This is a genomic window from Ideonella sp. (assembly GCF_041918995.1).
GTDB lineage: Bacteria > Pseudomonadota > Gammaproteobacteria > Burkholderiales > Burkholderiaceae_C > Ideonella.
Genome location: NZ_JAYRUN010000023.1, coordinates 1 through 21,781, shown reverse-complemented (window position 1 = coordinate 21,781; position 21,781 = coordinate 1). Strand labels below are relative to the sequence as shown.

Annotated in this window: 19 protein-coding genes and 1 pseudogene; 13 read left to right on the top strand and 7 right to left on the bottom strand. The window is 72.1% G+C overall.

The window, feature by feature from the left end; genetic code table 11:
- Positions 1–2: 2 nt before the first annotated feature.
- The 6 genes from ACE3UN_RS17585 to ACE3UN_RS17560 all read right to left on the bottom strand — a co-directional run bounded on the left by ACE3UN_RS17585 (position 3) and on the right by ACE3UN_RS17560 (position 7,986).
- A complete protein-coding gene (locus ACE3UN_RS17585) occupies positions 3–1,334 on the bottom strand; it encodes a hypothetical protein (RefSeq protein WP_374676287.1) in 1,332 nt (443 codons plus the stop codon).
- A 1-nt stretch (position 1,335) separates the two neighbouring features.
- On the bottom strand, positions 1,336–2,886 hold the full coding sequence (locus tag ACE3UN_RS17580; RefSeq protein ID WP_374676286.1) for a methyltransferase domain-containing protein: 1,551 nt from the start codon (positions 2,884–2,886) through the stop codon (positions 1,336–1,338).
- A 142-nt stretch (positions 2,887–3,028) separates the two neighbouring features.
- Positions 3,029–3,781: a Crp/Fnr family transcriptional regulator gene (locus ACE3UN_RS17575; RefSeq protein WP_374676285.1), complete on the bottom strand. Its 753-nt coding sequence runs from the start codon at positions 3,779–3,781 to the stop codon at positions 3,029–3,031.
- Between the two features lie 147 nt (positions 3,782–3,928).
- Positions 3,929–4,831 (bottom strand): dTDP-4-dehydrorhamnose reductase, encoded by a 903-nt coding sequence (gene rfbD, locus ACE3UN_RS17570; RefSeq protein ID WP_374676284.1) that lies wholly within the window; start codon positions 4,829–4,831, stop codon positions 3,929–3,931.
- 105 nt (positions 4,832–4,936) lie between these two features.
- Positions 4,937–6,841, bottom strand: a complete 1,905-nt coding sequence (locus ACE3UN_RS17565) for a tetratricopeptide repeat protein (protein ID WP_374676283.1) — start codon at positions 6,839–6,841, stop codon at positions 4,937–4,939.
- A 65-nt stretch (positions 6,842–6,906) separates the two neighbouring features.
- A complete protein-coding gene (locus ACE3UN_RS17560) occupies positions 6,907–7,986 on the bottom strand; it encodes a glycosyltransferase (RefSeq protein ID WP_374676282.1) in 1,080 nt (359 codons plus the stop codon).
- Between the two features lie 305 nt (positions 7,987–8,291).
- On the opposite strand from ACE3UN_RS17560, the gene ACE3UN_RS17555 reads away from it, so the two are divergent.
- From ACE3UN_RS17555 to ACE3UN_RS17525, 7 genes are all read left to right on the top strand, one after another.
- Complete coding sequence (locus ACE3UN_RS17555) at positions 8,292–9,137, top strand: flagellin domain-containing protein (RefSeq protein ID WP_374676281.1); 846 nt, start codon at positions 8,292–8,294, stop codon at positions 9,135–9,137.
- Between the two features lie 312 nt (positions 9,138–9,449).
- The gene (locus tag ACE3UN_RS17550; protein ID WP_374676280.1) at positions 9,450–10,295 is read left to right on the top strand and encodes a flagellin domain-containing protein; all 846 of its coding nucleotides are present in this window, start codon (positions 9,450–9,452) and stop codon (positions 10,293–10,295) included.
- A 327-nt stretch (positions 10,296–10,622) separates the two neighbouring features.
- Positions 10,623–11,471, top strand: a complete 849-nt coding sequence (locus ACE3UN_RS17545) for a flagellin domain-containing protein (protein WP_374676279.1) — start codon at positions 10,623–10,625, stop codon at positions 11,469–11,471.
- A 178-nt stretch (positions 11,472–11,649) separates the two neighbouring features.
- The gene (gene fliD / locus ACE3UN_RS17540; RefSeq protein ID WP_374676278.1) at positions 11,650–13,065 is read left to right on the top strand and encodes a flagellar filament capping protein FliD; all 1,416 of its coding nucleotides are present in this window, start codon (positions 11,650–11,652) and stop codon (positions 13,063–13,065) included.
- Between the two features lie 218 nt (positions 13,066–13,283).
- On the top strand, positions 13,284–13,703 hold the full coding sequence (gene fliS, locus ACE3UN_RS17535; RefSeq protein ID WP_374676277.1) for a flagellar export chaperone FliS: 420 nt from the start codon (positions 13,284–13,286) through the stop codon (positions 13,701–13,703).
- Positions 13,704–13,762: 59 nt separating this feature from the next.
- A complete protein-coding gene (locus ACE3UN_RS17530) occupies positions 13,763–14,062 on the top strand; it encodes a flagellar protein FliT (RefSeq protein WP_374676276.1) in 300 nt (99 codons plus the stop codon).
- A gap of 44 nt (positions 14,063–14,106) precedes the next feature.
- Complete coding sequence (locus tag ACE3UN_RS17525) at positions 14,107–14,868, top strand: flagellar brake protein (RefSeq protein WP_374676275.1); 762 nt, start codon at positions 14,107–14,109, stop codon at positions 14,866–14,868.
- A gap of 331 nt (positions 14,869–15,199) precedes the next feature.
- Here the strand turns inward: ACE3UN_RS17525 and fliE are convergent, their stop codons facing one another.
- Positions 15,200–15,544 (bottom strand): flagellar hook-basal body complex protein FliE, encoded by a 345-nt coding sequence (gene fliE / locus ACE3UN_RS17520; RefSeq protein WP_374676274.1) that lies wholly within the window; start codon positions 15,542–15,544, stop codon positions 15,200–15,202.
- Positions 15,545–15,699: 155 nt separating this feature from the next.
- Here fliE and fliF point away from each other — a divergent pair, with 155 nt between their 5' ends.
- The 6 genes and pseudogenes from fliF to ACE3UN_RS17490 all read left to right on the top strand — a co-directional run.
- Positions 15,700–17,382 carry a flagellar basal-body MS-ring/collar protein FliF gene (gene fliF, locus ACE3UN_RS17515; protein ID WP_374676273.1) on the top strand — a complete coding sequence of 561 codons (1,683 nt, stop codon included), beginning with the start codon at positions 15,700–15,702 and terminating at the stop codon, positions 17,380–17,382.
- A 37-nt stretch (positions 17,383–17,419) separates the two neighbouring features.
- Positions 17,420–18,424 (top strand): flagellar motor switch protein FliG, encoded by a 1,005-nt coding sequence (gene fliG, locus ACE3UN_RS17510; RefSeq protein ID WP_374676272.1) that lies wholly within the window; start codon positions 17,420–17,422, stop codon positions 18,422–18,424.
- Positions 18,411–19,229 (top strand): FliH/SctL family protein, encoded by an 819-nt coding sequence (locus ACE3UN_RS17505; RefSeq protein ID WP_374676271.1) that lies wholly within the window; start codon positions 18,411–18,413, stop codon positions 19,227–19,229. Before fliG ends, ACE3UN_RS17505 begins: the two co-directional genes overlap by 14 nt.
- Entirely contained in the window at positions 19,226–20,629 is a 1,404-nt protein-coding gene (gene fliI / locus ACE3UN_RS17500) for a flagellar protein export ATPase FliI (RefSeq protein ID WP_374676270.1), read from the top strand. Before ACE3UN_RS17505 ends, fliI begins: the two co-directional genes overlap by 4 nt.
- 34 nt (positions 20,630–20,663) lie before the next feature.
- Positions 20,664–21,125 carry a flagellar export protein FliJ gene (fliJ, locus tag ACE3UN_RS17495; RefSeq protein ID WP_374676269.1) on the top strand — a complete coding sequence of 154 codons (462 nt, stop codon included), beginning with the start codon at positions 20,664–20,666 and terminating at the stop codon, positions 21,123–21,125.
- A gap of 65 nt (positions 21,126–21,190) precedes the next feature.
- A pseudogene (locus tag ACE3UN_RS17490) lies at positions 21,191–21,781 on the top strand (hypothetical protein); the annotation flags it as partial.

Sequence of the window (21,781 nt, the reverse complement as noted above, 5' to 3'; positions counted from 1 at the left end):
GGTCACAGCGCCAGCGAGGCGATGAGCGGATGGGCGGGCGCGGGCGCTGCCGAGCGCGGCGCGGCGGCGCTGGGCGTGGCCCGCGTCGCCGCCGTGGCAGTGGGGGCAGCGGTCGCGGTGGGGGCCGGTGCCGTGGCCCCGGCCGGGCTGGCGGCGGGCGGCCTGTCGCACAGCCAGTCGGCCATGCGCGCCGCCCAGCCATGGGGCCCCAGCACGGCAGCGCGCGGTCGCGCGGGCGGCGGCAGGGCGTCCAGCCAGCCCGCTTCCAGCAGGGCCGGGGCCAGCGCGGGGCGGTTGGCGTCGTAGGTGGTCACCAGGTCGGTGGGCAGGCCGGCGCCGGCCAGCGCTTCGTTGGTGTTGGTCAGCACGCGCACGCCCATGGCGGTGGCGGTGTAGACGCGGTCGTGCACGCCGTGCGACCAGTTGGGGTCGAAGTTGAGCACCGCCATGTAGTGCGGCACCAGCCGGGCGATGTCGCCGTGGTGCACCTGGCCCACGTGGCGGAACCCGGGCACCTCGCCCAGCAGCTCGGCCCAGCCGCGGCCGAAGAAGTCGCAGGGGATGCCCGCGAGGCTGCGCACGGCGGCCAGGCGGCGCTCGCGCTTGACCCAGGAATCGATGGCGATGAGCACGGGCAGGCGCTGGCTGTGCAGCGCATCGGCCGGGCTCCAGCCCAGCTCACGGCACACCGTGAGGGCCGGCATGGCGGCCGCGTCGGGCGCGGTCAGTGCCTCGGCCAGGCGCGCACGGCGGGCCGGCGATGCCCCGCCAAGCACGCGCTGCACAAGCGCATCCAGCGTCTCGCCCACCGGGCTGCCGCCAAGCTCGCTGCCCACCGTGCCGATGACGCATACGCGCGCCTGCGGCGGCTCGGCCGCCTGGAAGGGCTGGACCGCCGGGAAGGCCGCGAAGGGCAGGTGGCTCCAGCGCACGGGCAGGGCCTCGCCCAGCCAGCGCCGGTAGCCGTCCTCCGGCGACACGAGCGACAGCCGCGGGTTCTGCAACGCGGCCTCCAGGAAGGTGGCCATGCCGGGCACACGGGCCAGGTCATAGGGCAGCGCGTCGAGCAGGAACAGCGACACCGGCACGGGGAAGTGCTCCCACAGCAGGCGCCCGCCGAGGCGGGCCGTCAGCGGCAGCGATCCCATGGACATCAGGCCCGACACCCGCTCGGGCGGCAGCTGGGCCAGCTTGGGCAGGTCGCGCGGCAGCGTGCACACGGCCGCCTCCACGCCCTGCGCGCGCAGGCCGAGCGCCATGGCCTCGGCCACGGTGTCCACGGCGTTGTTCGGATGCTCGAAGCTCAGCAGCAGGAACACGGGGGCGTCGTTCATCTCAGGGCTCCAGGGGAGAGGTCGCGGTGGTGCGGCAGTCGGTGGCAGCGGCGGCGGGCGCCTGGGCGGCGGCCTCGGCCGGGTCCGTGTCGTCATCGGCCTCGATGCCGCCGAAGTCGGACCGCATCGCGCGTGCCACCGTGCGCTCCTTCATCGTGGTCGCGACCTTGCGCAGGTCCACCTTCATGAACGCGGCCTGTTCCTTGGCGCAGGGCTGCAGCTTCAGATCCAGCCACTGGAAGGTCTCGATCTCGAAGCGGTGCTCGAACCAGCCGAGGTACCAGAACCAGTCGGTGTAGTAGAGCCAGGAGTTCTCGTTCAGTGCACGCAGGTGGGTCGGGTCCTGCCATGCCGTCGGCGCGTGCTCGTAGGGCACCTCGATCTGGAAGCGGCCGCCTTCCTTCAGCAGGGCCAGCACCTGCGTCATCAGCGTGGGCAGGTCGGGCACATGTTCCAGCACGTTGTTGGCGTACACCAGCTCGAGCTGCCCCGGCTCCAGCCGCACCGCGCCACCGCGGCAGGTGGGAGATTCCAGCGGCAGCTGCACCGGCTGGCCGAGGTCCAGCACCAGGTCGGGCTCGGCCCGCTCCAGGATGTCGATGTTCAGCCAGCCGGGCTTGTAGTCCTTGCCGGAACCGAGGTTCACGCGCGGCGGGCGCCAGGCCTCGGCCGGCCGGGTGTTGGCATGCGCCTGGGCAAAACCGGCGGCGAAGGCCAGCAGGTCGGCGTAGGCCTCGATCGGGTCCACCTGGGCGAAGGCGGCCAGTCGGGCGCGGGCTTCGTCGAAGAAGGCCGGCGTGGCGAAGCGCTCGCGGAAGAAGGGGGCGGGGTCGGTGGCGTCGAGCCAGAACACCGCCTGGTCGAAGGCCGCAGGCGGCTGCGTCTGCGTGGTGCGCTCGGAGATCACCGGTGTGCCCAGCGACAGGCAGTGGAAGGCGCGGGCCTGCTCGAAGCGGCTGGTCTCGTAGAAGTGGCAGTTCAGCACCGCCTTGGCCTGGCGGATGTAGTGGTCGCGCTCTGCACCGTAGATGGCGTGGTCGAAGGTGGAGATGCGCGCGCCGCTGGCCTCCACCCGCTCGATGAAGGCGCGCCGGCGCGGGTTCATGCTGCCGAAGAACAGCAGGTCGATGGGCCTGTCCTCCAGCGGCGGCGACTGCTCGCCGCGCAGGTAGGGCGCGTGCAGGAAGGGCACCAGCGGCACATCGGCCGGGTCGGCCGCGTAGCTGGCCAGGTTGGCCGCGTCGTAGTCAACCACCGCGCTGCGGCGCAGCAGTGCGAGGTACTCGGCGCTCACCTTCGCCCCGCCGTGGCCCAGCTGCTCCAGCTGGACGAACACGCAGGCGTGCCGGCGCGTCCACTCCGCCGGAAAGCCCAGGTGGGCACCGAAGACGAAGTTGACCGCGTCCTCGCGCAGGCGGTTCTTCGAGATCGTCACCTCGGCGCCCATGCGGCGGAACTGGTGGCGGAAGTACCGGGCCTGGTCCAGGAAGCCCAGGGAGTGCACGTAGCCCATGGGCTGCATGACCGCGAGGTGGACGGCAGGAAGGTTCATGGCGAGTGGCCCGCGGACCGGGCAAGGCTGGCGCCGGCAAGGCGCCGGTGCCTGCCACTCTAGGCAGCTGGCCTCGCCGCAAAGCGGGGAAAAAGAGGCGAAAGCCGGCCAGCCGCCGGCCCGGCGAGCGCGGGGCGCCGGCTCAGCACAGGTGCACGCCGGCGGATGTGGCGGCGCGGCGCCCTGGACCGCGGGCGCCCGCCGGCGCGGGCCAGGCCGACAGGCCGGGTGCGTCCAGGATGCGGATGTCGCGCCGGTCCATGCGGATCAGCGCCTCGGCCTCCAGCGAGCGCAGCACGCGCGAGAGGTACTCGGGCGTCACCGACAGCAACGAGGCGATGGTCGCCTTGCTGGCCTGCAGCGACACCGTGGCCGCGGCCGCGTCGCGGTCCGCATGCCGGCGCTGGCGCAACAGGAAATCCACCACCCGGCGCGGGCCGCTGTGCAAGGTGTCGGCCTGCACGTGCTGCAGCAGGCCGTCCAGGCGCTGGGACACGCTGCCCAGCATGCGCAGCGCGAAGCGCGGGTCGCTGCCGATCTCCTCGACCACGGCTTCCTTGGCGACCATGATCAGCAGCGTGTCGGTCAACGCGCGCGCATGGACGAGGTGCGCGGTGCCGGTGAACAGGGGCGCCTGCTCGACGCAGGTGCCCGGCCCCACCAGCTCGATCACCTTCTCCTGGCCGGCCGACGAGGCCGCGTACAGCTTGACCTGGCCGGTCATCACCACGGGCAGCGCGGGGCAGGGGTCGCCCGCGCGGAACACCATGTCGTGCCGGGTGAGCCGCTGCAGGCGGCAGGCGTCAGCCAGGCGCGCCCAGGCGGGCTGGCCCAGCCCCTCGAACAGCGGCAGTGTGGACAGGTAGCGCGGCAGGTCGAGGTCGCGGCATCCCATGGCGGATTCCCCTTGGCACCAAAGTGGGGCGCAGTCTCGCCAGAGGTAGGGGGCGGCGCCTTGACCGCCGTCAGTTGCGGGGCCGCGCCCGGTGGCCGCCTTGACGCCGCGCAGGCGCGGGTCATCCGGATGGCGTTGGCTGGGCGCTCAGGCGCCGGGGCCCAGCACCTCGTCCAGCATGCGGTCCACCCCCTGCTGCCAGGGTGGCAGGTGCAGGCCGAAGGCGTCGCGCAGGCGCCGCGTGTCCAGGCGGGAGTTGAGCGGGCGGGCCGCCGGGGTGGGGTAGTCGCGCGTGGGGATGGGGCGCACCGCGTCGGCGGCCACCCGCACCGGGTGGCCCCGGGCGCGCGCCCATTCGATGACGTGGCAGGCATAGCCATGCCAGCTCGTCTGGCCGGCGGCGGCCAGGTGGTACAGGCCGGCCAGCGCGGGCTCGCGCTGCAGCCGGCGCACCGCATGGGCGGTGACGTCGGCGATGAGCTCGGCGCCGGTCGGTGCACCCACCTGGTCGTCGATGACCCGCAGTCCGTCGCGCTCGGCGGCCAGGCGCAGCATGGTGCGGGCGAAGTTGCCGCCCCGCGCGGCATAGACCCAGCTGGTGCGCAGGATGAGGTGGCGGCAGCCGCTGGCCTGCACCTGCTGCTCGCCGGCGAGCTTGGTGCGGCCATACACGCTCAAGGGGCCGGTGGGGGCGTCCTCGTCCCGCGCCTCCTGGCCACTGCCGTCGAACACGTAGTCGGTGCTGTAGTGCACGAGCGTGGCGCCGAGCGCCGCGGCCTCGCGGGCGAGCACGCCGGGCGCGTCGGCGTTCAGCGCCTGGGCGACGGCCGGCTCGGTTTCCGCACGGTCCACCGCGGTGTGGGCCGCGGCATTCACGATGAGCTCGGGCTGCACTTGGCGCACCAGCGCCGCCAGGCTGTCGGGTCGGGCCAGGTCGGCCACCGGGCCGTCGCCGCGGCGACCCGCGGCCACCAGCTCGCCCAGCGGGGCGAGCGCACGCTGCAGTTCCCAGCCGAGCTGGCCGTCCCTGCCGATCAGGAGGATCTTCATGGGCGGCGATGCTACGCCGCGCGCGGCGGGCCTTCGACAGGCTCAGGCCGAACGGGGGGGGGCTCGGGCCGAACGGGGGGGGCTCAGGCCGAACGGGGGTGGGGCTCAGGCCGCCGGCAGCGCCTCGGGCGGCAGGCCGGCCTGGGCGCGGTCGAACATGCGCTGCAGCAGCGCCTCGTAGTCGCGTGCGTAGCGGTCGGTGTCGAACAGGGGCAGCTGCAGGCGCTGGCTGTCCAGGTGCGCCTTCAGGCCGGCGAGCGTGGCCGGCTCGTTGGCCAGGGCCGTGGCCAGCTGCACGTAGGCGTCGTCGTCCGCTGCCGCCAGTTCGGGCAGGCCGCAGGCGCTCACCAGGCTGGCCGCCACGCGCGAGGCGAAGGTCGGGCCGGGCACGGTGAGCACCGGCACGCCGGCCCACAGCGCCTCGCTGGCGGTGGTGTGGGCGTTGCAGGGCCAGGTGTCCAGGAAGAGATCGGCGCAGCGCAGCCGGGCGATGTGCTGCGACAGCGTGCGCTTGTCGCCCCAGCACACGCGCGCCTCGGGCACGCCGCGGTCGGCCAGCTCCCGCGTGAGGTTGGCGCGCGCATGCGGGTTCCAGGCCAGCATCCACAGCACCGTGCGGGGGGCACCGTGCAGGATGCGCGCCCACAGGTCCAGCATGTGCGGCGAGATCTTGTAGGTCTGGTTGAAGCAGCACAGCACCACCGCGTCGTCGGGCAGGCCCAGCGATGCGCGGCTGGGCGCGGCGGGCAGGGCGCGCTGGCGGTCGTTGGGCTGGTAGCTGTGGGGCAGCTGGGCGATGTGCTCGCTGTAGTTCGCCGCGTGGGCCAGCGGGGTCACCACCGGGTCGCCGATCAGGTAGTCGATGAACTCGGCACCCGTGGTGGCGGGGTAGCCCAGGTAGGCCACCTGCACCGGGGCGGGGCGGTGGGCCAGCACCTCGAAGCGGCTGCCACGGGTGTGGCCCTTCAGGTCCACGGCGATGTCGAGGGCGTCGTCGCGCATGCGGCGCGCCACGGCGGCGTTGGACAGGTGGGTCACATCGACGAAGGCATCGCAGGCGGAGCGCACCCGGGCCGCCACCGCGCTGCCGTCGTTCACGCTGTGGCAGTACAGCGTGACGTGGAAGCGGTCGCGGTCGCGGCGCTCCAGCAGCTCGGCCATCAGCACCGAGGTGGCGTGCTGGTAGAAATCGTTGGACAGGTAGCCCACGCGGATGGGCCCGGGTCGGCGGGGCTGCGGCGGCGGGGGCAGCGGAACCAGCCCGAGCGCCACGCCGCGCGTGCGCAGCATGCCGATCCGGCGCTGCTGGGCGGGCGTGGCGTCCACCGCCAAGAGGGCGAACGGCGACAGCAGCTGCCCCACGCCCTCGTCGGCGTCGTCCAGCGCCGCCAGCAGCGCAGCCGTGTCCTGGGCGGTGCACTGCCAGTCGCACGTCTGGCGGCTTTCGTGCACGAGCAGCGACAGCGCCAGGGCGCGCACGCGGCCGTCGTCGAGCGACACCGCCGTGCGGAAGCACTCCGTCGCCTCTCGCGTCATGTGCAGTTCCTTGAACACCAGCCCGAGCCGGTAGTGCACCAACGGGGCATCGATGCGCAGCGCCAGCGCCTGGAAGAAGGCGTCGACCGCGTCGGACAGCCGGCCCGCCAGGTACATCGTGTTGCCGCGGGCGTTGTGCCAGGCGTGGTCTCGCGGCGCGTCGGCCGGGAAGGCATCGAACACCGCCGCGGCGTCGGCGTGGCGGTTCTGCTGGTGGTGCAGCTCGGCGAGGACGCGGCAGGCCATGGGGTTGCCGGGCACCAGGTCCAGCGCGCGCCGTGCCGGGGCAAAGGCATCGTCCACCCGCCCGGCGCGCACGCAGGCGCTGGCCAGGTGAAGCTGTACCGCCGCGTTCGCGGGCTCGAGTCGGGCTGCCCGCTCGAACTCGGCGACGGCGCTGGGCCATTGGCGGCTCTGCAAGGCCTTCAGCCCGGCTTGACGGTGGTGTTCGGCGCGCTGACGGACATCCTTCATGGTGCAGCCACTGTAGGCAGCCGCGCGCGCGGGGCAGCGCCGGATAAGCGGCGCTGCGACCGCGCTTATCCCGCGCCGGCGGCAAGTGCCCGGGCGGCTCGGGCGTCCTCCAGCCGGCCGATGCCCTCGTACAGCACGGCCAGGTTGGTGGCCGCCAGGTGGCTGCCGCGGCCCGCCACGGCGCCTTCCAGGTCCGGGCGTTCGCCGATGACCAGGCAGCGCTGCCAGGCGGCTTCGATCATGGGGATGATCTCATCCGCGCGCGCCGGCTCGTCGGCCGCCCAGTCCAGCAGCAGGTCGCCGAGCGCGAAGAAGAAGTCGGGCGAAGCGGCCCAGCGCGCCATGTCGGCCTCGGCCTGCATCACCGCGTCGGCATGGCGGCCCACGCATTTCATGGCGTGCAGGCGGCGTACGGCCAGGTCGTGGGCCCAGGCCGGCTGCGCCGCGCCCAGCAGCGCCTGGGCGCGGGCGAAGCCCTGCAGCGCCTCGGCGTGGCGGCCGTACACGTCGTGGTCCTTGGCCCATTGGTACCAGGTGTAGGCGTCGTCGGGGTGTTCGGCCACCATGCGTTCGAGCAGCGCCCGGTTGCGTCCCGCCTTGGCCGCCAGGGCCGACTGGCGGTAGCCCTCGTGGCCCAGCGTCACGGGAAGGCGCCTGACCGGCAGCGCGTGCACCGGCTGCTCATGCACGCGCCCGGCGTAAGCCACGCCGCGCGGCAGCACCCGGCTGATCCAGGCGCCTGCACGCGCGGGCGCGCCGGCGCCGTCGTCCACGCTGTCGACGCGCACGCTGCCCACGAAAGCCGGCGTGACGTGGCGCAGTGCCCGCAGCGCCTCGTGGCCGGTTTCCAGTCGCTCGTCGGCGTCCAGCACCACGCGCCAGTGGGCATCGGTCAGTGCCAGCGCCGCGTTGCGGGCGGCGGAGAAATCGTCCACCCAGGTGAAGTGCGACACGCGTGCGCCGGCGGCCCGGGCGATGGCCACGGTGTCGTCCTGCGAGCCGGTGTCGAGCACCACCATCTCGTCCACGCAGCCCGCCAGGCTCGCCAGGGCCGCTGCGATGTGCGCGGCCTCGTCGCGCACGATCATCACGAGTGCCACGCGGCAGGGCGCGGTGTCGGAGTCGGCGGGCGCGGCGTGGCTCATCGCGCGCACTTTAGGCTTGGGTGGCGGCCGCCAGCAGCCGATAAACAGGCCGTGCGCCCGCCAGTTCCGGCGCATGCCGGCGTGCGGGCCCCGGTCCCGCCGGCCACCCTGGCGTCCGTCATCCGGCGCCGCCTGCGCCAGCCCGCCCGGGCCGATCGCACAAGAAGCAGGCAAAAAAAAGCTCAAGTCCAACGATCAAGGGTCCGAAATCCAGTGCACGGCCCCATCCCTTTCCAAGCGGGGGCCCGAACCAGGGACCCGGTCAAGGGTCATCCCGTCCACAGGCCCCTTGAAGGAGTGACCAAATGCCTGCTGTGATCAACACCAACGTGGCCTCGCTGACTGCGCAACGCAACTTCTCGTCGTCGCAGTCCTCGCTGTCCACCTCCATGCAGCGCCTGTCGTCGGGCCTGCGCATCAACTCGGCCAAGGACGACGCGGCCGGCCTGGCCATCGCCGAGCGCATGAACGCCCAGGTGCGTGGCATGAACGTGGCGATGCGCAACGCCAACGACGGCATCTCGCTGGCCCAGACGGCCGAAGGCGCCCTGTCCAAGGTGGGCGACGCGCTGCAGCGCATGCGTGAGCTGGCCGTGCAGGCTCGCAACGCCACCAACTCCAGCTCCGACAAGGACTCGCTGGACAAGGAGTTCGGCGAGCTGCAGTCGGAAATCACCCGCGTGCTCGGCGGCACCAGCTTCAACGGCAAGAAGATCCTGGGCGCCGACGCCACGGCGATGACCTTCCAGATCGGCGCGAACACCACGACGAACGACGAGGTGTCCATCACGACCGAGAACATGACGGCCAACAGCGACATCACGACCGTCACGGGGGGCAGCGCCACCATCGACTCGACGGCCGATGCCAGCACCATCGCCGGGGTGATCGACGACATCGACGCGGCGATCGACACCATCAACGACCAGCGCGCCACCTTCGGTGCCAGCCAGGGCCGCTTCGACGCCATCATCAGCAACCTGCAGTCCTCGGTGGAAGCCCAGAGCGCGGCGCGCAGCCGCATCATGGACGCCGACTTCGCGACGGAGACGGCCAACATGAGCCGGGCGCAGATCCTGCAGCAGGCCGGCACGGCGATGATCGCCCAGGCCAACCAGCTGCCGCAGCAAGTGCTGTCGCTGCTTCGATGACGGCACCGTCGCCCCGCCAGGGGTGACGGCAGGCGAGGTGGCCCCGGCCCCCGCCTGACCGCCCGGCCAGGCGCCCTGGGAAGGGCGCCTGGCGGTTCGAGGCACAGAACACCCTCAAGGTTCTCCGACCACGTTCCGATATGCACACCAACAGGGTTCGCAACGCGGGCCCTGCGGTCCGGTGAGACCCAAGGGCCAGGCGGCCACCTTCGCCACACGCGACGGCCGCCCGACCGGAGGAGCCCGGCATTTGCGTATCGACGCCGGTGCTTTAACCGGAAGACGTTTTGGCAACCTTGCAGGAGAACCCACATGCCTCAGACCATCAACACCAACGTCGCCTCGCTCAACGCGCAGCGCAACCTGTCCGCTTCCCAGTCGTCGCTGACGACGTCCATGCAGCGCCTGTCGTCGGGCCTGCGCATCAACTCGGCCAAGGACGACGCGGCCGGCCTGGCCATCGCCGAGCGCATGAACGCCCAGGTGCGTGGCATGAACGTGGCGATCCGCAACGCCAACGACGGCATCTCGCTGGCCCAGACGGCCGAAGGTGCGCTGTCCAAGGTGGGCGACGCGCTGCAGCGCATGCGTGAGCTGGCGGTGCAGGCCCGCAACGCCACCAACTCCAGCTCCGACAAGGACTCGCTGGACAAGGAGTTCGGCGAGCTGCAGTCGGAAATCACCCGCGTGCTCGGCGGCACCAGCTTCAACGGCAAGAAGATCCTGGGCGCCGACGCCACGGCGATGACCTTCCAGATCGGCGCCAACACCACGACGAACGACGAGGTGAGCCTGACCACGGAGAACATGACGGCCAACAGCGACATCACGAACGTCACCGGGGCCAGCGCCACCATCGACTCGACGGCCGATGCCAGCACCATCGCCGGGGTGATCGACGACATCGACGCGGCGATCGACACGATCAATGACCAGCGCGCCACCTTCGGTGCCACCCAGGGCCGCTTCGACGCCATCATCGCCAACCTGCAGTCGGCGGTGGAAGCCCAGAGCGCGGCGCGCAGCCGGATCATGGACGCGGACTTCGCCTCGGAAACGGCCAACATGAGCCGGGCGCAGATCCTGCAGCAGGCCGGCACGGCGATGGTCGCCCAGGCCAACCAGCTGCCCCAGGGCGTGCTGTCCCTGCTGCGCTGATCGCGACACCGCCGCGGGGACAACCCCGCGGCAGCCGCCCCCCACCAGCCCCCGGGCGCCGTCACTGGCCCTGGGGGCTGCGTCGTTCAGGGGCCGGAAAAGGCAGGTCTGCATGCCGCATTTCGGGTCTTTGGCGTGCGGCATGGCTCTTCAGAATCCGTCCAACGCTCACCAGACCGGCGAGCGTGGTCCGACAGGCACTGGCGACCGAGCGTCGGTGACTCCGTGCCGGGCTTTGTGGATGCCGCGGTCCCTCACGGGAACCCCGGTGTCCGGGAAGTGCCGGCACCTTCGCCGGGCGCAGTCGACTTTTGAAGAGGTGCTCACATGCCACAGACGATCAACACCAACATCGCCTCGCTCAACGCGCAGCGCAACCTGAACAGCTCGCAATCGTCGCTGTCGGTCTCCATGCAGCGGCTGTCCTCCGGCCTGCGGGTGAACTCCGCCAAGGACGATGCGGCCGGCCTGGCGATCGCCGAGCGCATGAATGCCCAGGTGCGCGGCATGAACGTGGCGATCCGCAACGCCAACGACGGCATCTCGCTGGCCCAGACGGCCGAAGGTGCGCTGTCCAAGGTGGGCGACGCGCTGCAGCGCATGCGCGAACTGGCGATCCAGGCGCGCAACTGGACCAACTCCAGCTCCGACAAGGACTCCCTGGACAAGGAGTTCGGCGAACTGCAGGCGGAGATCTCGCGCGTGCTGGGCGGCACCACGTTCAACGGCAAGCACATCCTCGGCGCGGACGCGACGACGATGGACTTCCAGATCGGGGCCAACACCACCCTGAACGACGTGATCAGCATCGCCACCGAGAACATGACCTCGGCCAGCGAGATCAGCGCCATCACGTCGGGCTCCGCGAGCATCGATTCGCTGGCCGACGCCAGTGCGATCGCCACGGTCATCGATGACATCGACGAGGCGATCGACCTGGTGAACAACACGCGGGCCACCTTCGGCGCCACGCAGAGCCGCTTCGACGCCATCATCTCCAACCTGCAGCAGTCGGTGGAGAACCAGGCCGCCGCGCGCAGCCGGATCATGGATGCCGACTTCGCGGCCGAGACGGCCAACATGAGCCGGGCGCAGATCCTGCAGCAGGCCGGCACCGCGATGGTGGCCCAGGCCAACCAGCTGCCGCAGCAGGTGCTGCGACTGCTGGGCGGCTGACGCCCGCGCCGCCTGGCGGCGCCCCCGACAGGCGCCGCCCGGCGGCGTTCCCCCGACACGCGCCGCCGGCACCGTGGAACAGCGTCGACCGCTCCACGCCACGCCCGCGGCGCGTTGTCGTTGGCCTCAAGTCCGCCGCCCGACGGCCGACAACCGCTAGACCCCCGGAAGGAATCCCATGGCCAGTGTCTCCTCGCTCGGCGTCGGCAGCGGCCTCGACGCCGAAGGCATCATCTCCGCGCTCATGTCCACCGAGCGCCGCCCGCTGCAGCTCATGCAGACCGAGGCGAGCACGCTGTCGTCCAAGATCTCGGTGTGGGGCACCATCTCCAGCCACGTCTCGGCCCTGCAGGACGCCGCGCAGGACCTGTCCTCCGTGAGCATCTGGAACAAGCTCAAGGCCTCGTCCTCCAACGCCACCGCCGTCACCGTCTCGTCCGACACCAGTGCGGTGGCCGGACGACACTCGGTGAGCATCTCCCAGCTGGCCACCGGCCAGACGCTCGCCAGCCCGTCGGTCAAGCCGGCCACCACGCCCATCGGCGCCGGCACGCTCACGCTGGAGCTGGGCAGCTGGTCGGGCAACACCTTCACGGGCAGCGGCACCACGAAGAACGTCACGGTCGACTCCGACGACACGCTGGCGAACATCCGCGACAAGATCAATGCCGCCGGCGCTGGCGTGACCGCCTCGGTGGTCACCGACGCCACCGGCGACCGCCTGGTGCTGCGCTCCAACGGCACGGGCGAGGCCAGTGGCTTCCGGCTCGGCGCCAGCGAGGACGTGGACGACGGAGACCCGGACACGGGGCTGTCCATGCTGGGTTTCACCGCCACGGACGGCAGCTCGCCCATGGACCTGGCCCAGGCCGCGCAGAACGCCACGCTGAAGATCGACGGCATCGACATCAGCTCGGCCAGCAACACGGTCACCGGCGCGCTGCAGGGCGTGACGCTGGAGCTCCACGAGGCCACGACCACCGCGGCCGAGGTGCTGGTGGAGACCGACACCGAGGAGGTGTCCAAGGCGATCGACACCTTCATCTCGTCGTTCAACACGCTGATGGGCTACCTGAAGACGCAGACCAAGTACGACGAGGCCACCAAGAAGGCGGCCACGCTGCAGGGTGACTCCGCGGCGGTGGGCCTGGTGTCGCAGATGCGCAACCTGCTGAACGAGGACTTCACCGGGGGCGGCCTGTATGCCCGGCTGTCCGACATCGGCATCGAGATGAACAAGGACGGCACGCTGAAGAAGAGCACCACGGACATCGAGGATGCGCTGACGCACCTGGACGACCTGGAGAAGCTCTTCGGGGCGGACGGCACGGGCAGCACCGGCAGCCAGGGCTTCATGCAGCGCTTCGACGACTGGGCCGGCCGGGTGCTGGGCACCGAAGGCACGGTGGAATCGCGCAAGGGCGGCCTGCAGGCCACGCTCGACCGCAACGAGGACCGCCAGGACGCCATGGAAACCCGCCTGGAGCAGACGGAAAAGCGCCTGCGTGCGCAGTACGAGGCCCTGGACCAGATGATGGCCAAGCTCAATGGCACCAGCAGCTACGTGAGCCAGATGATCAGCGGCCTGGGCTGAGCCACCGGCCCCGCCACCTCGCACGCATCCGCCAGGCGGGCCTTCGGGCCCGCCTTCTGCATTTCTGGGAGCCTGCGTCACACAGATGCTTTAGCGGGATCAAGCGGGGAAACGCGGGGCGGTTCGGGGGCGACGTGGCCCTCAAGGTTTTCGCGGGCCGGGCCGATATCAGTCACATCACGTTCCTGCACCCGCAACGAGCCATGTACAGCCCCGCGATGTCGTCCCCCTTCGGCCGTCCCAATGCGATGGCCAACGCCTACCGCCAGGTGGGCGTGGAAACCGGCGTGGAAGCCGCCTCGCCGCATCGCCTGATCGCGATGCTGTTCGACGGCTACATGGAGGCGGTCGCCAGTGCCCGCGGCGCCATGCGCAGCGGACAGATCGAGGCCAAGGGCCGGGCCATCTCGCGCGCGGCGCGGATCGTGGACGAGGGCCTGAAGTCCTCGCTGAACCTCACCGACGGTGGCCAGCTCGCCCAGGACCTCCGGGCGTTGTACGAGTACCTCACCATGCGCCTGACCCAGGCGAACCTGCGCAACGACGAGAAGCTGCTGGACGAGTGCCAGCGCCTCATGGAGCCGTTGCGCGACGCCTGGCGCGAGATCGGCCAGCGTGCACCCGCCCTGGCGAGCTGATGGCCCGCGACACCGACACCGCACACCGCACCCGGAGCCTGCCCGCCCAGGCCACTACCATGAGCCACACGCTGCTGAACTACTACGAAGCCATCGAACGGGCGAGCGCCGACATGCTCGACGCCGCGCGCAACGGCAACTGGGACGAAGTGGTGAAGCTGGAGGGCGCGTGTGCCGTGCTCATCTCCCAGCTCAAGCATGCCGCCAAGGAGCGCACGCTGCGCGAGGAGGAGGCCAAGCTCAAGTCGCGCATCATGCAGCGCATCCTGCTGAACGACGCCGAGATCCGCCACCTGGCCGAGCCGTGGCTGGACGATCTCGACAAGATGCTCGCCGGCAAGTCGAAGACCCTGCACTGAGCCACGACCCTGCACTGACGCCCGAGCCGACGCCGGCCCACGCGATGTACTCCGACACCCGTCCTGCCGACCTCGACGCCCTGGGTTCCCCCGGCGCAATCGACGCATTCCGCGTGCGAGACACCGTGGAGGTGCGTGCGCTGCTGAAGTCGCTGATGGACCGCGGCATCACCATCAACCTGAACGGCTCCGACGGCTCGTCCTACGCCACCTCGCTGTGGGCGATCGACACCGAGCACGGTCGACTGGCCTTCACCGCCGACCTGATGGCCCCCGAGGTATACCGTCTCGTGGAGGCCGACGAGGCCGTGGCGGTGGGCTACCTCGACCAGGTCAAGCTGCAGTTCGACGTGGTCGACCGCATGGTGGTGCATGGCCGCTCCAGCTGCGTGCTGCAGGCGGCGCTGCCGCGCGAGCTGTTCCGCTTCCAGCGCCGCGGCACCTACCGGGTGCGCACGCTCGAGCGCAGTGCGCCCACGGCGCGCTTCCGCCACCCCGCCATTCCCGAGATGACGCTGGAGCTGCGCCTGCTCGACGTCAGCGTAGGCGGCTGTGCGCTGTTCATGCCGTGCGACCTGCCCATGGTGGAGCCGGGCGTGCAGATCAACGATGCGGTGATCGAGCTCGACGCGGGCACCCTGCTGCGCGGCACGCTCGTCGTGCACCACGTCACCGCCATCCAGCCCGAATCGCGCGGCGTGCGACTGGGCTGCGAGCTCATGCACCTGCCGCCCGAGGACACCCGGGCCCTGCAGCGCTACATCGACCAGACCCAGAAGCGCCGCCGCATGCTGCAGCTCGACTGAGCCGGGAGCCGGGCACCGCCACCGCAGCGCGCCGCAGGCGCCGCTGCCTTCAAGTGGCGTGCGCGGGACCGGCTCCGCCGGCCCGCTGCGCGAGCCCCCTCGGGGGGCAGGCCCCGCCAGGGGCCGTGGGGGCATATATCGCCGCGTCGCTGCCCATCAAGTGGCGTGCGCGGGTCCGGCTCCGCCGGCCCGCCAGTGGCGCAAACAACCACCCCGCAGCGCGCCGCAGGCGCCGCTGCCTCCAAGTGGCGTGCGCGGGACCGGCTCCGCCGGCCCGCTGCGCGAGCCCCCTCGGGGGGCAGGCCCCGGCAGGGGCCGTGGGGGCGAACAGTCACACCTGCATGTTCATCACTTCGGTGTACGCCTGCACGAAGCGGTTGCGCACCGAGATGGCGGCCTGGAAGCCGATCTGCGACTTCTGCATCGCGATCATGGTGTCCTCCAGGCTCACGGCCGGGTTGCCCAGCTGGAATTCCTTCTGCAGCCGCTCGGTCTCGAACTGCTGGCTGCTCACCGCCTTGAGCGCGGTCTTCATCGCGTCGGAGAAGCTGACGGCGTCCGCGCCGCCGCTGGCCGCGGCCGGCCTGGCGGCGCGCGCCACGGGCATGCCGTCGCGCGCCAGGCCGGCGCGGGCGACGGCATCGGCGAAATCGAAGGGCTTGAGCTTCATGTCCATGGGGTCACCTCCCATCACGGGGCGTTGGAGCGAACTGTACGGAGCGGCCCCGCACCGCGATGGTGGGAACTGCCGGGGGTTTGTCGGGCTTCTTCCCCGCTTTTCCCGCTCAAGCTTGCCGAACAATGGCCTGGCACCCGAGAACCTTGCCATCCATGGAAGCCACCGCCGCCGCCCCCGTCGCCCTGGTCCCCGAAACGGCCCCCAACGGCCTGCTCGGCCGCCTGGCCGCCCTGCCCGCCGCCGCGAAGATGAAGCTGGGCGTCGCCAGCGCGCTGCTCGTCGCCGCCGTCGTGGCCACCGCCATGTGGGCCAGCCAGGGCGACTGGCGCGTGCTCTACAGCGGCCTGCCCGACAAGGAGGCCGGCGCCATCGTGGCCGAGCTGGGCACGCTCGGCGTGCCCTACCGCTACAGCGAAGGCGGCGGCGCCATCCAGGTGCCGGCCGAACGCCTGTACGACGCGAAGATGAAGCTGGCCGCCAAGGGCATGCCCAAGGCCAGCGTGATCGGCAACGAGCTGCTGGACGTCAGCCGCTTCGGCCAGACCGACCGCCAGGAGCGGGTGAACATGCAGCGCGCGCTCGAAGGCGAGCTGGTGCGCACCATCGTCAAGGTGGACGGCGTGCAGGAGGCCCGCGTGCACCTGGCCCTGCCCAACCAGAACGGCTTCTTCCGCGAGCAGCAGAAGCCCAGCGCCAGCGTCATGCTCACGCTGCACCCCGGCCGCACGCTGGACCGCGCCCAGGTGGCCGGCATCGTGCACCTGGTGTCGTCCAGCGTGGCGGAGATGTCGCCCAAGTCGGTGAGCGTGCTGGACCAGCGTGGCGCGCTGCTGTCGCAGCACGACGAGGACCCGAACAAGCTGCTCAACGAGCAGCAGCTGCAGTACGTGGCCCAGGTGGAAAAGGGCTACCTCGACCGCGTGACCGCGCTGCTGGAGCCGGTGGTGGGCCGCGACAACCTGCGCGCCACCGTGACCGCCGACGTCGACTTCACCCAGGTCGAATCGACCAGCGAGCAGTTCCGCCCCAACCAGGGCGACCAGCCGGCGGCCGTGCGCAGCCAGATGACCAGCGAGGCCAATGCCCCGGGCACGGCCCAGCCGTCGGGCGTGCCGGGCGCGGCGACCAACCAGCCGCCGGTGCCGGCCACCGCGCCGGTGAACGGTGCCTCCGCCCCGCTGCAGGCCGCCCAGGCCGGCCAGGTGGGCGGCGGCGGCCGCCGCGAGGCCACGACGAACTACGAGGTGGACCGCACCGTGCAGATGAAGCGCAACGCCGTGGGCGTGGTGCGCCGGCTGAACGCCGCGGTGGTGGTGAACCACCGCAGCCAGACCAACGACAAGGGCAAGACCACCACCACCCCGCTGTCGGCCGAGGAGCTCGACAAGCTCACCGCGCTGGTGCAGGAGGCGGTGGGCTTCAGCAAGGAGCGGGGCGACTCGGTGCGCGTCATCAACGCCCCGTTCAAGGCCCCCGTGGAGGACAAGCCCGAGGACCTGCCGCTGTGGCAGCAGCCCTGGCTGCTGGACCTGGTGCGTGCCGGCGCGGTGCCGGGTGCGCTGGCCCTGGTGGCGCTGGGCCTCATCTTCGGCGTCATCAAGCCCGCGCTCAAGCCCGCCGTGGTGCTGGAGCCGGCCGACAAGCGCGGCAACCAGCTCGACGCGGTGGTGGACGACGACGCGGCCCTGCCCGGCCCGGACGGCGCCCGCCTGCCGGCGCTGGAGGCCCCGCGCGAGAACCACAAGCTCGAACAAGCCCGCCAGCTCGCCCGGGACAACCCGGCGGCGGTGGCCAACATCATGCGCGAGTGGGTGAGCGGCGAAGCCGCCGCCTGACCGCCGCCCCCCATAGCGAACGGCTGCAGGCAGCACCATGCCCGGATCCGACGACCAGAAGATCGAAGACGCCGCCATCCTGCTGATGTCGCTCGGCGAGGAGGAGGCCGCCCAGGTGTTCCGCCACCTCGGGCCGAAGGAAGTGCAGAAGCTCGGCGAGACCATCGCCAAGCTCAAGGTCATCCCGCGCGAGCGCGTGGAGGCCGTGCTGGACAGCTTCACCACCACCGCCGAGAAGCAGCACATCCTCGTGCCCGACACGGACGAGTACGTGAAGGCCGTGCTGCGCAAGGCACTGGGCGACGACAAGGCCAACCTGCTGATCGACCGCATCCTGCAGGGCTCGGACATCTCCGGCATCGAGAGCCTGAAGTGGATGGACCCGGGCTCGGTGGCCGAGCTGCTGCGCAACGAGCACCCGCAGATCGTGGCCGCCATCCTGGTCCACCTGGACCAGGACCAGTCCAGCTCGGTGCTCAAGTGCTTCACCGAGCGCCAGCGCAACGAGGTGCTGATCCGCATCGCCACGCTCGACGGCATCCAGCCCGCCGCGCTGAAGGACCTCAACGAGGTGCTCAGCAAGGTGCTGGCCGGCGGCGACCGCCTGAAGAAGGCCTCGCTGGGCGGCGTGAAGGCCGCGGCCGAGATCATCAACATGATGGGCACCTCGGTGGAGACCTCGGCGCTCGACTACATCCGCGAGGCCGACGGCGACCTGGCCCAGCGGATCATGGACAACATGTTCACCTTCGAGGACATGAGCAAGCTCGACGACAAGGGCTTCCAGTCGGTGCTGAAGGAAGTGCAGAGCGAGTCGCTGGTGATCGCCCTCAAGGGCGCCACGCCCGAGCTGCGCGAGAAGGTGTTCCGCAACATGTCCACCCGCGCCGCCGAGACGCTGCGCGAGGACCTGGAAAGCCGCGGCCCGGTGCGCGTGTCCGAGGTCGAGGCCGAGCAGAAGGAAATGCTGAAGATCGTCCGCCGCCTGGTGGACGAGGGCCAGATCGTGCTGGCCTCCGGAGGCGCGGATGACTTCCTCTAAGTCCTCGTTCAACTTCCGCCAGGTGCCGCCGCCCGCCGGTGCCAAGGACAAGCCGGCCAACGCGTACGCCCGCTTCATCCCGCGCGAGGAGCTCGACGAGTTCCAGGCCTGGACGCCCGGCGCCTTCGGCGACCTGGGCGCAGCGCCCGGCGTGCACCAGACCCAGCCCCGCCCCTCGCTGCGGCCCGAGCCCGAGCCGGCGCCGGCGCCCGCCGCACCGCCCGAGCCCACGGCCGAACAGTGGGCCGCCCGCATCGAGGAGGCCCGCGCCCAGGGCTACAGCCAAGGCTACCGCGACGGCCTGGAGGCGCTGGACGCCGCCAAGCGCCAGTTCGCCCAGCAGGTGAGCGCCCAGATGGCGCAGGTGGTGGCCGCCTTCGACGCGCAGACCGCCGCGCTCGACGCCCGCCTGGCCGACACGCTGGTGCAGACGGCGGTGATGCTGGCGCGCCAGGTGGTGCGCAGCGAGATCGCGCAGCGCCCGGAACTCATCGTGCAGGTGGCCCAGGACGCCGTCGGCGCGGTCATCCTGTCGGCCCGGCACCTGCGGCTGCGCCTGCACCCGGCCGACCTGCCCCTGGTCGAGCAGGGCTGCGCCGACCTGCTGAAGGCCCGCGGCGTCGTGCTGCAGGCCGACGCCACCCTGCAGCCCGGCGGCTGCGTCGTCGAATCCGACCTCGGCCAGGTGGACGCCCGCATCGAGGCGCGCTGGGCCCAGGCCGCCGCCGTGCTGGGCCAGGACACGCCGCTCGACAGCCCCGAGCGGGCCGACGACGCCGCGCCGGCCGAGGAGCAGCCCGCATGAACACGGCCCAGCGTGAACAGCGGTGGGAGCGCTTTCTCTCGGACATGCGCAACTACGCCTCGCTGCCGCAGCCGCTGGAGATGCAGGGCTCGCTGGTGCGGGTGACCGGCCTGGTGCTGGAGGCGGCCGGCGTGCGCGCCCCGGTGGGCGCCGTGTGCGCCGTGGGCTCGCCGGGCGAGCAGCCGGTGACCGCCGAGGTCGTGGGCTTCAACGGCGACCGCGCCTACCTCATGCCCACCGGCGAGCTGCACGGCCTGGCCAGCGGCGCCCGCGTGGTGCCGCTGCCCGTGCCGCAGATCCCGCCGCGCTTCGGCGTGGAGAACCACCCCTTCCGCCGCAGCGAGGACCGCGGCCTGCACCTGCCCATGGGCGAGGGCCTGCTCGGCCGCGTGGTGGACGCGCACGGCCATCCCATGGACCGCGGCGGCCCCATCGGCGCCGTGCACAACGAGCCCATGGTGCGCCGCCCCATCAACGCGATGGACCGCGACCCCGTGCGCCAGCCGCTGGACACGGGGGTGCGCGCGATCAACGCCATGCTCACCGTGGGCCGCGGCCAGCGCATCGGCCTGTTCGCCGGCACCGGCGTGGGCAAGTCGGTGCTGCTGGGCATGATGGCCCGCTACACCAAGGCCGACGTGATCGTGGTGGGACTCATCGGTGAGCGGGGCCGCGAGGTCAAGGAGTTCATCGAGGACATCCTGGGCGACGAGGGCCTGGCCCGCGCCGTGGTGGTGGCCGCGCCGGCCGATGCGCCGCCGCTGGTGCGCATGCAGGGCGCCAGCTACGCCACGGCCATCGCCGAGCACTTCCGCGACAAGGGCCAGCACGTGCTGCTGCTCATGGACTCGCTCACCCGCTACGCCATGGCGCAGCGCGAGATCGCGCTGGCCATCGGCGAGCCGCCGGCCACCAAGGGCTACCCGCCGAGCTGCTTCGCCAAGCTGCCGCAGCTGGTGGAGCGCAGCGGCAACGGCCTGAACGGCGTGGGCTCCATCACCGCCTTCTACACCGTGCTCACCGAGGGCGACGACCCGCAGGACCCCATCGCCGACGCCGCCCGAGGCATCCTCGACGGCCACATCGTGCTGTCGCGCGAGCTGGCCGAGAGCGGCCACTTCCCGGCCATCGACGTGGAGAAGTCGATCTCCCGCGTGATGACCAGCGTGGCCCCGCGCGACCACCTGGACGGCGCCCGCCGCGCCCGCCAGTGGCTGGCGCGCTACAACAAGGCGCGCGACCTCATCCAGCTGGGCGCCTACACACCCGGCGCCGACCCCGAGCTCGACGCCGCGGTGAAGGTGCACCCCAAGCTCATCGCCCTGCTCCAGCAGGGCATGCACGAGAGCGCCACGCTCGACGGCAGCCGCCGCCAGCTGCTCGCGCTGAACCCGGCCTGACCCCGTCACGGCCTGAACGGACCCCGACCACCCCATGGAACGCATCGACCTGCTGCAGACGCTCCTCCAGCGCGAGAAGGACAAGCGCGACGCCGCGCTGGCCGAGTGGCGGGCGGCGTGTGCCCAGGCCGAGGCGGCCCGCCAGCAGGCCGACGGCCTGGTGGCCTACCGTGCCGAGTACCAGGCCCGCTGGCGGGCACAGTTCTCGCGCAGCGCCACCATCGAGGTGCTGCGCTGCTACCAGGGCTTCGTGGAGCGCCTGGAGCAGGCGATCCAGATGCAGCAGGGCGTGGTGGCCCAGGCCGCGGGCCGCGCCGACGCCGCGCGCGACCGCCTGCGCCACCGCGAGACCAAGGTGGCCACCGTGCAGCGCCTGATCGAGCGCCGCCTGCAGGCCGCGCAGCTGCGCGAGCACCGTCGCGACCAGAAGACCACCGACGAGGCCGCGCAGCGCCTGGGCTGGGCGCGCGCGTCGGCCATGGCCGCGGCGGCCTGACGCCCCGCCGAGCTGTCTTCGCCCCGTCCCCTCGTTCTTCGTCCTTTCGCCTTCTGCCCACCACCATGAGCAGCACCGCCATCTCCGCCCCCCACGCCACCGCGCCCGTGTCGTCCGTGCGCCCCGCGCGCCCGGCCTCGTCGGCCCAGGCCGGCCAGCCCGGCCTGGCGGGCCAGCCGCCCGGGACAGGCGCCAGCGGCGGCTTCGCCGACCTGCTGCGCGGCGCCGTGGAGCGCGAGCCGGAGGCCGCCCCGGCGCGCCCCGACGAGCGGCCCGAGGACGAGCGCGCGCCGGCCGGCACCGCGGCGTCCGAGGCGGCCGTCCCGCCGCCGGCGGCCCCCCCGCCCGAGCCGCGGGCCGAGCGCCGGGCGGAGGCCTCGCCGGACGGGGCCCCGAGCGACGACGACACGCCGGCGCGCAGCGCACGCACGGGCCGCCCGGGTGCCGCCCGGGCCGACAAGGCGGGCGCGTCGCGTGGGCACGGCGCCGCGGACGGCGCCGCCGCGCCGGGCCATGCGCCGGGCGCCGCTGCCGCCGGCCATGGCTTCGCCAGCACGCTGGCCGCCGCCGGCCTGATGGGCGACGGGGCCGCCGGCGCTGGCGGCCCCGGTGCGCCCGGCCAGCGCGGCGCGGCCGGCGAGCCGGGCAGCGAGCTG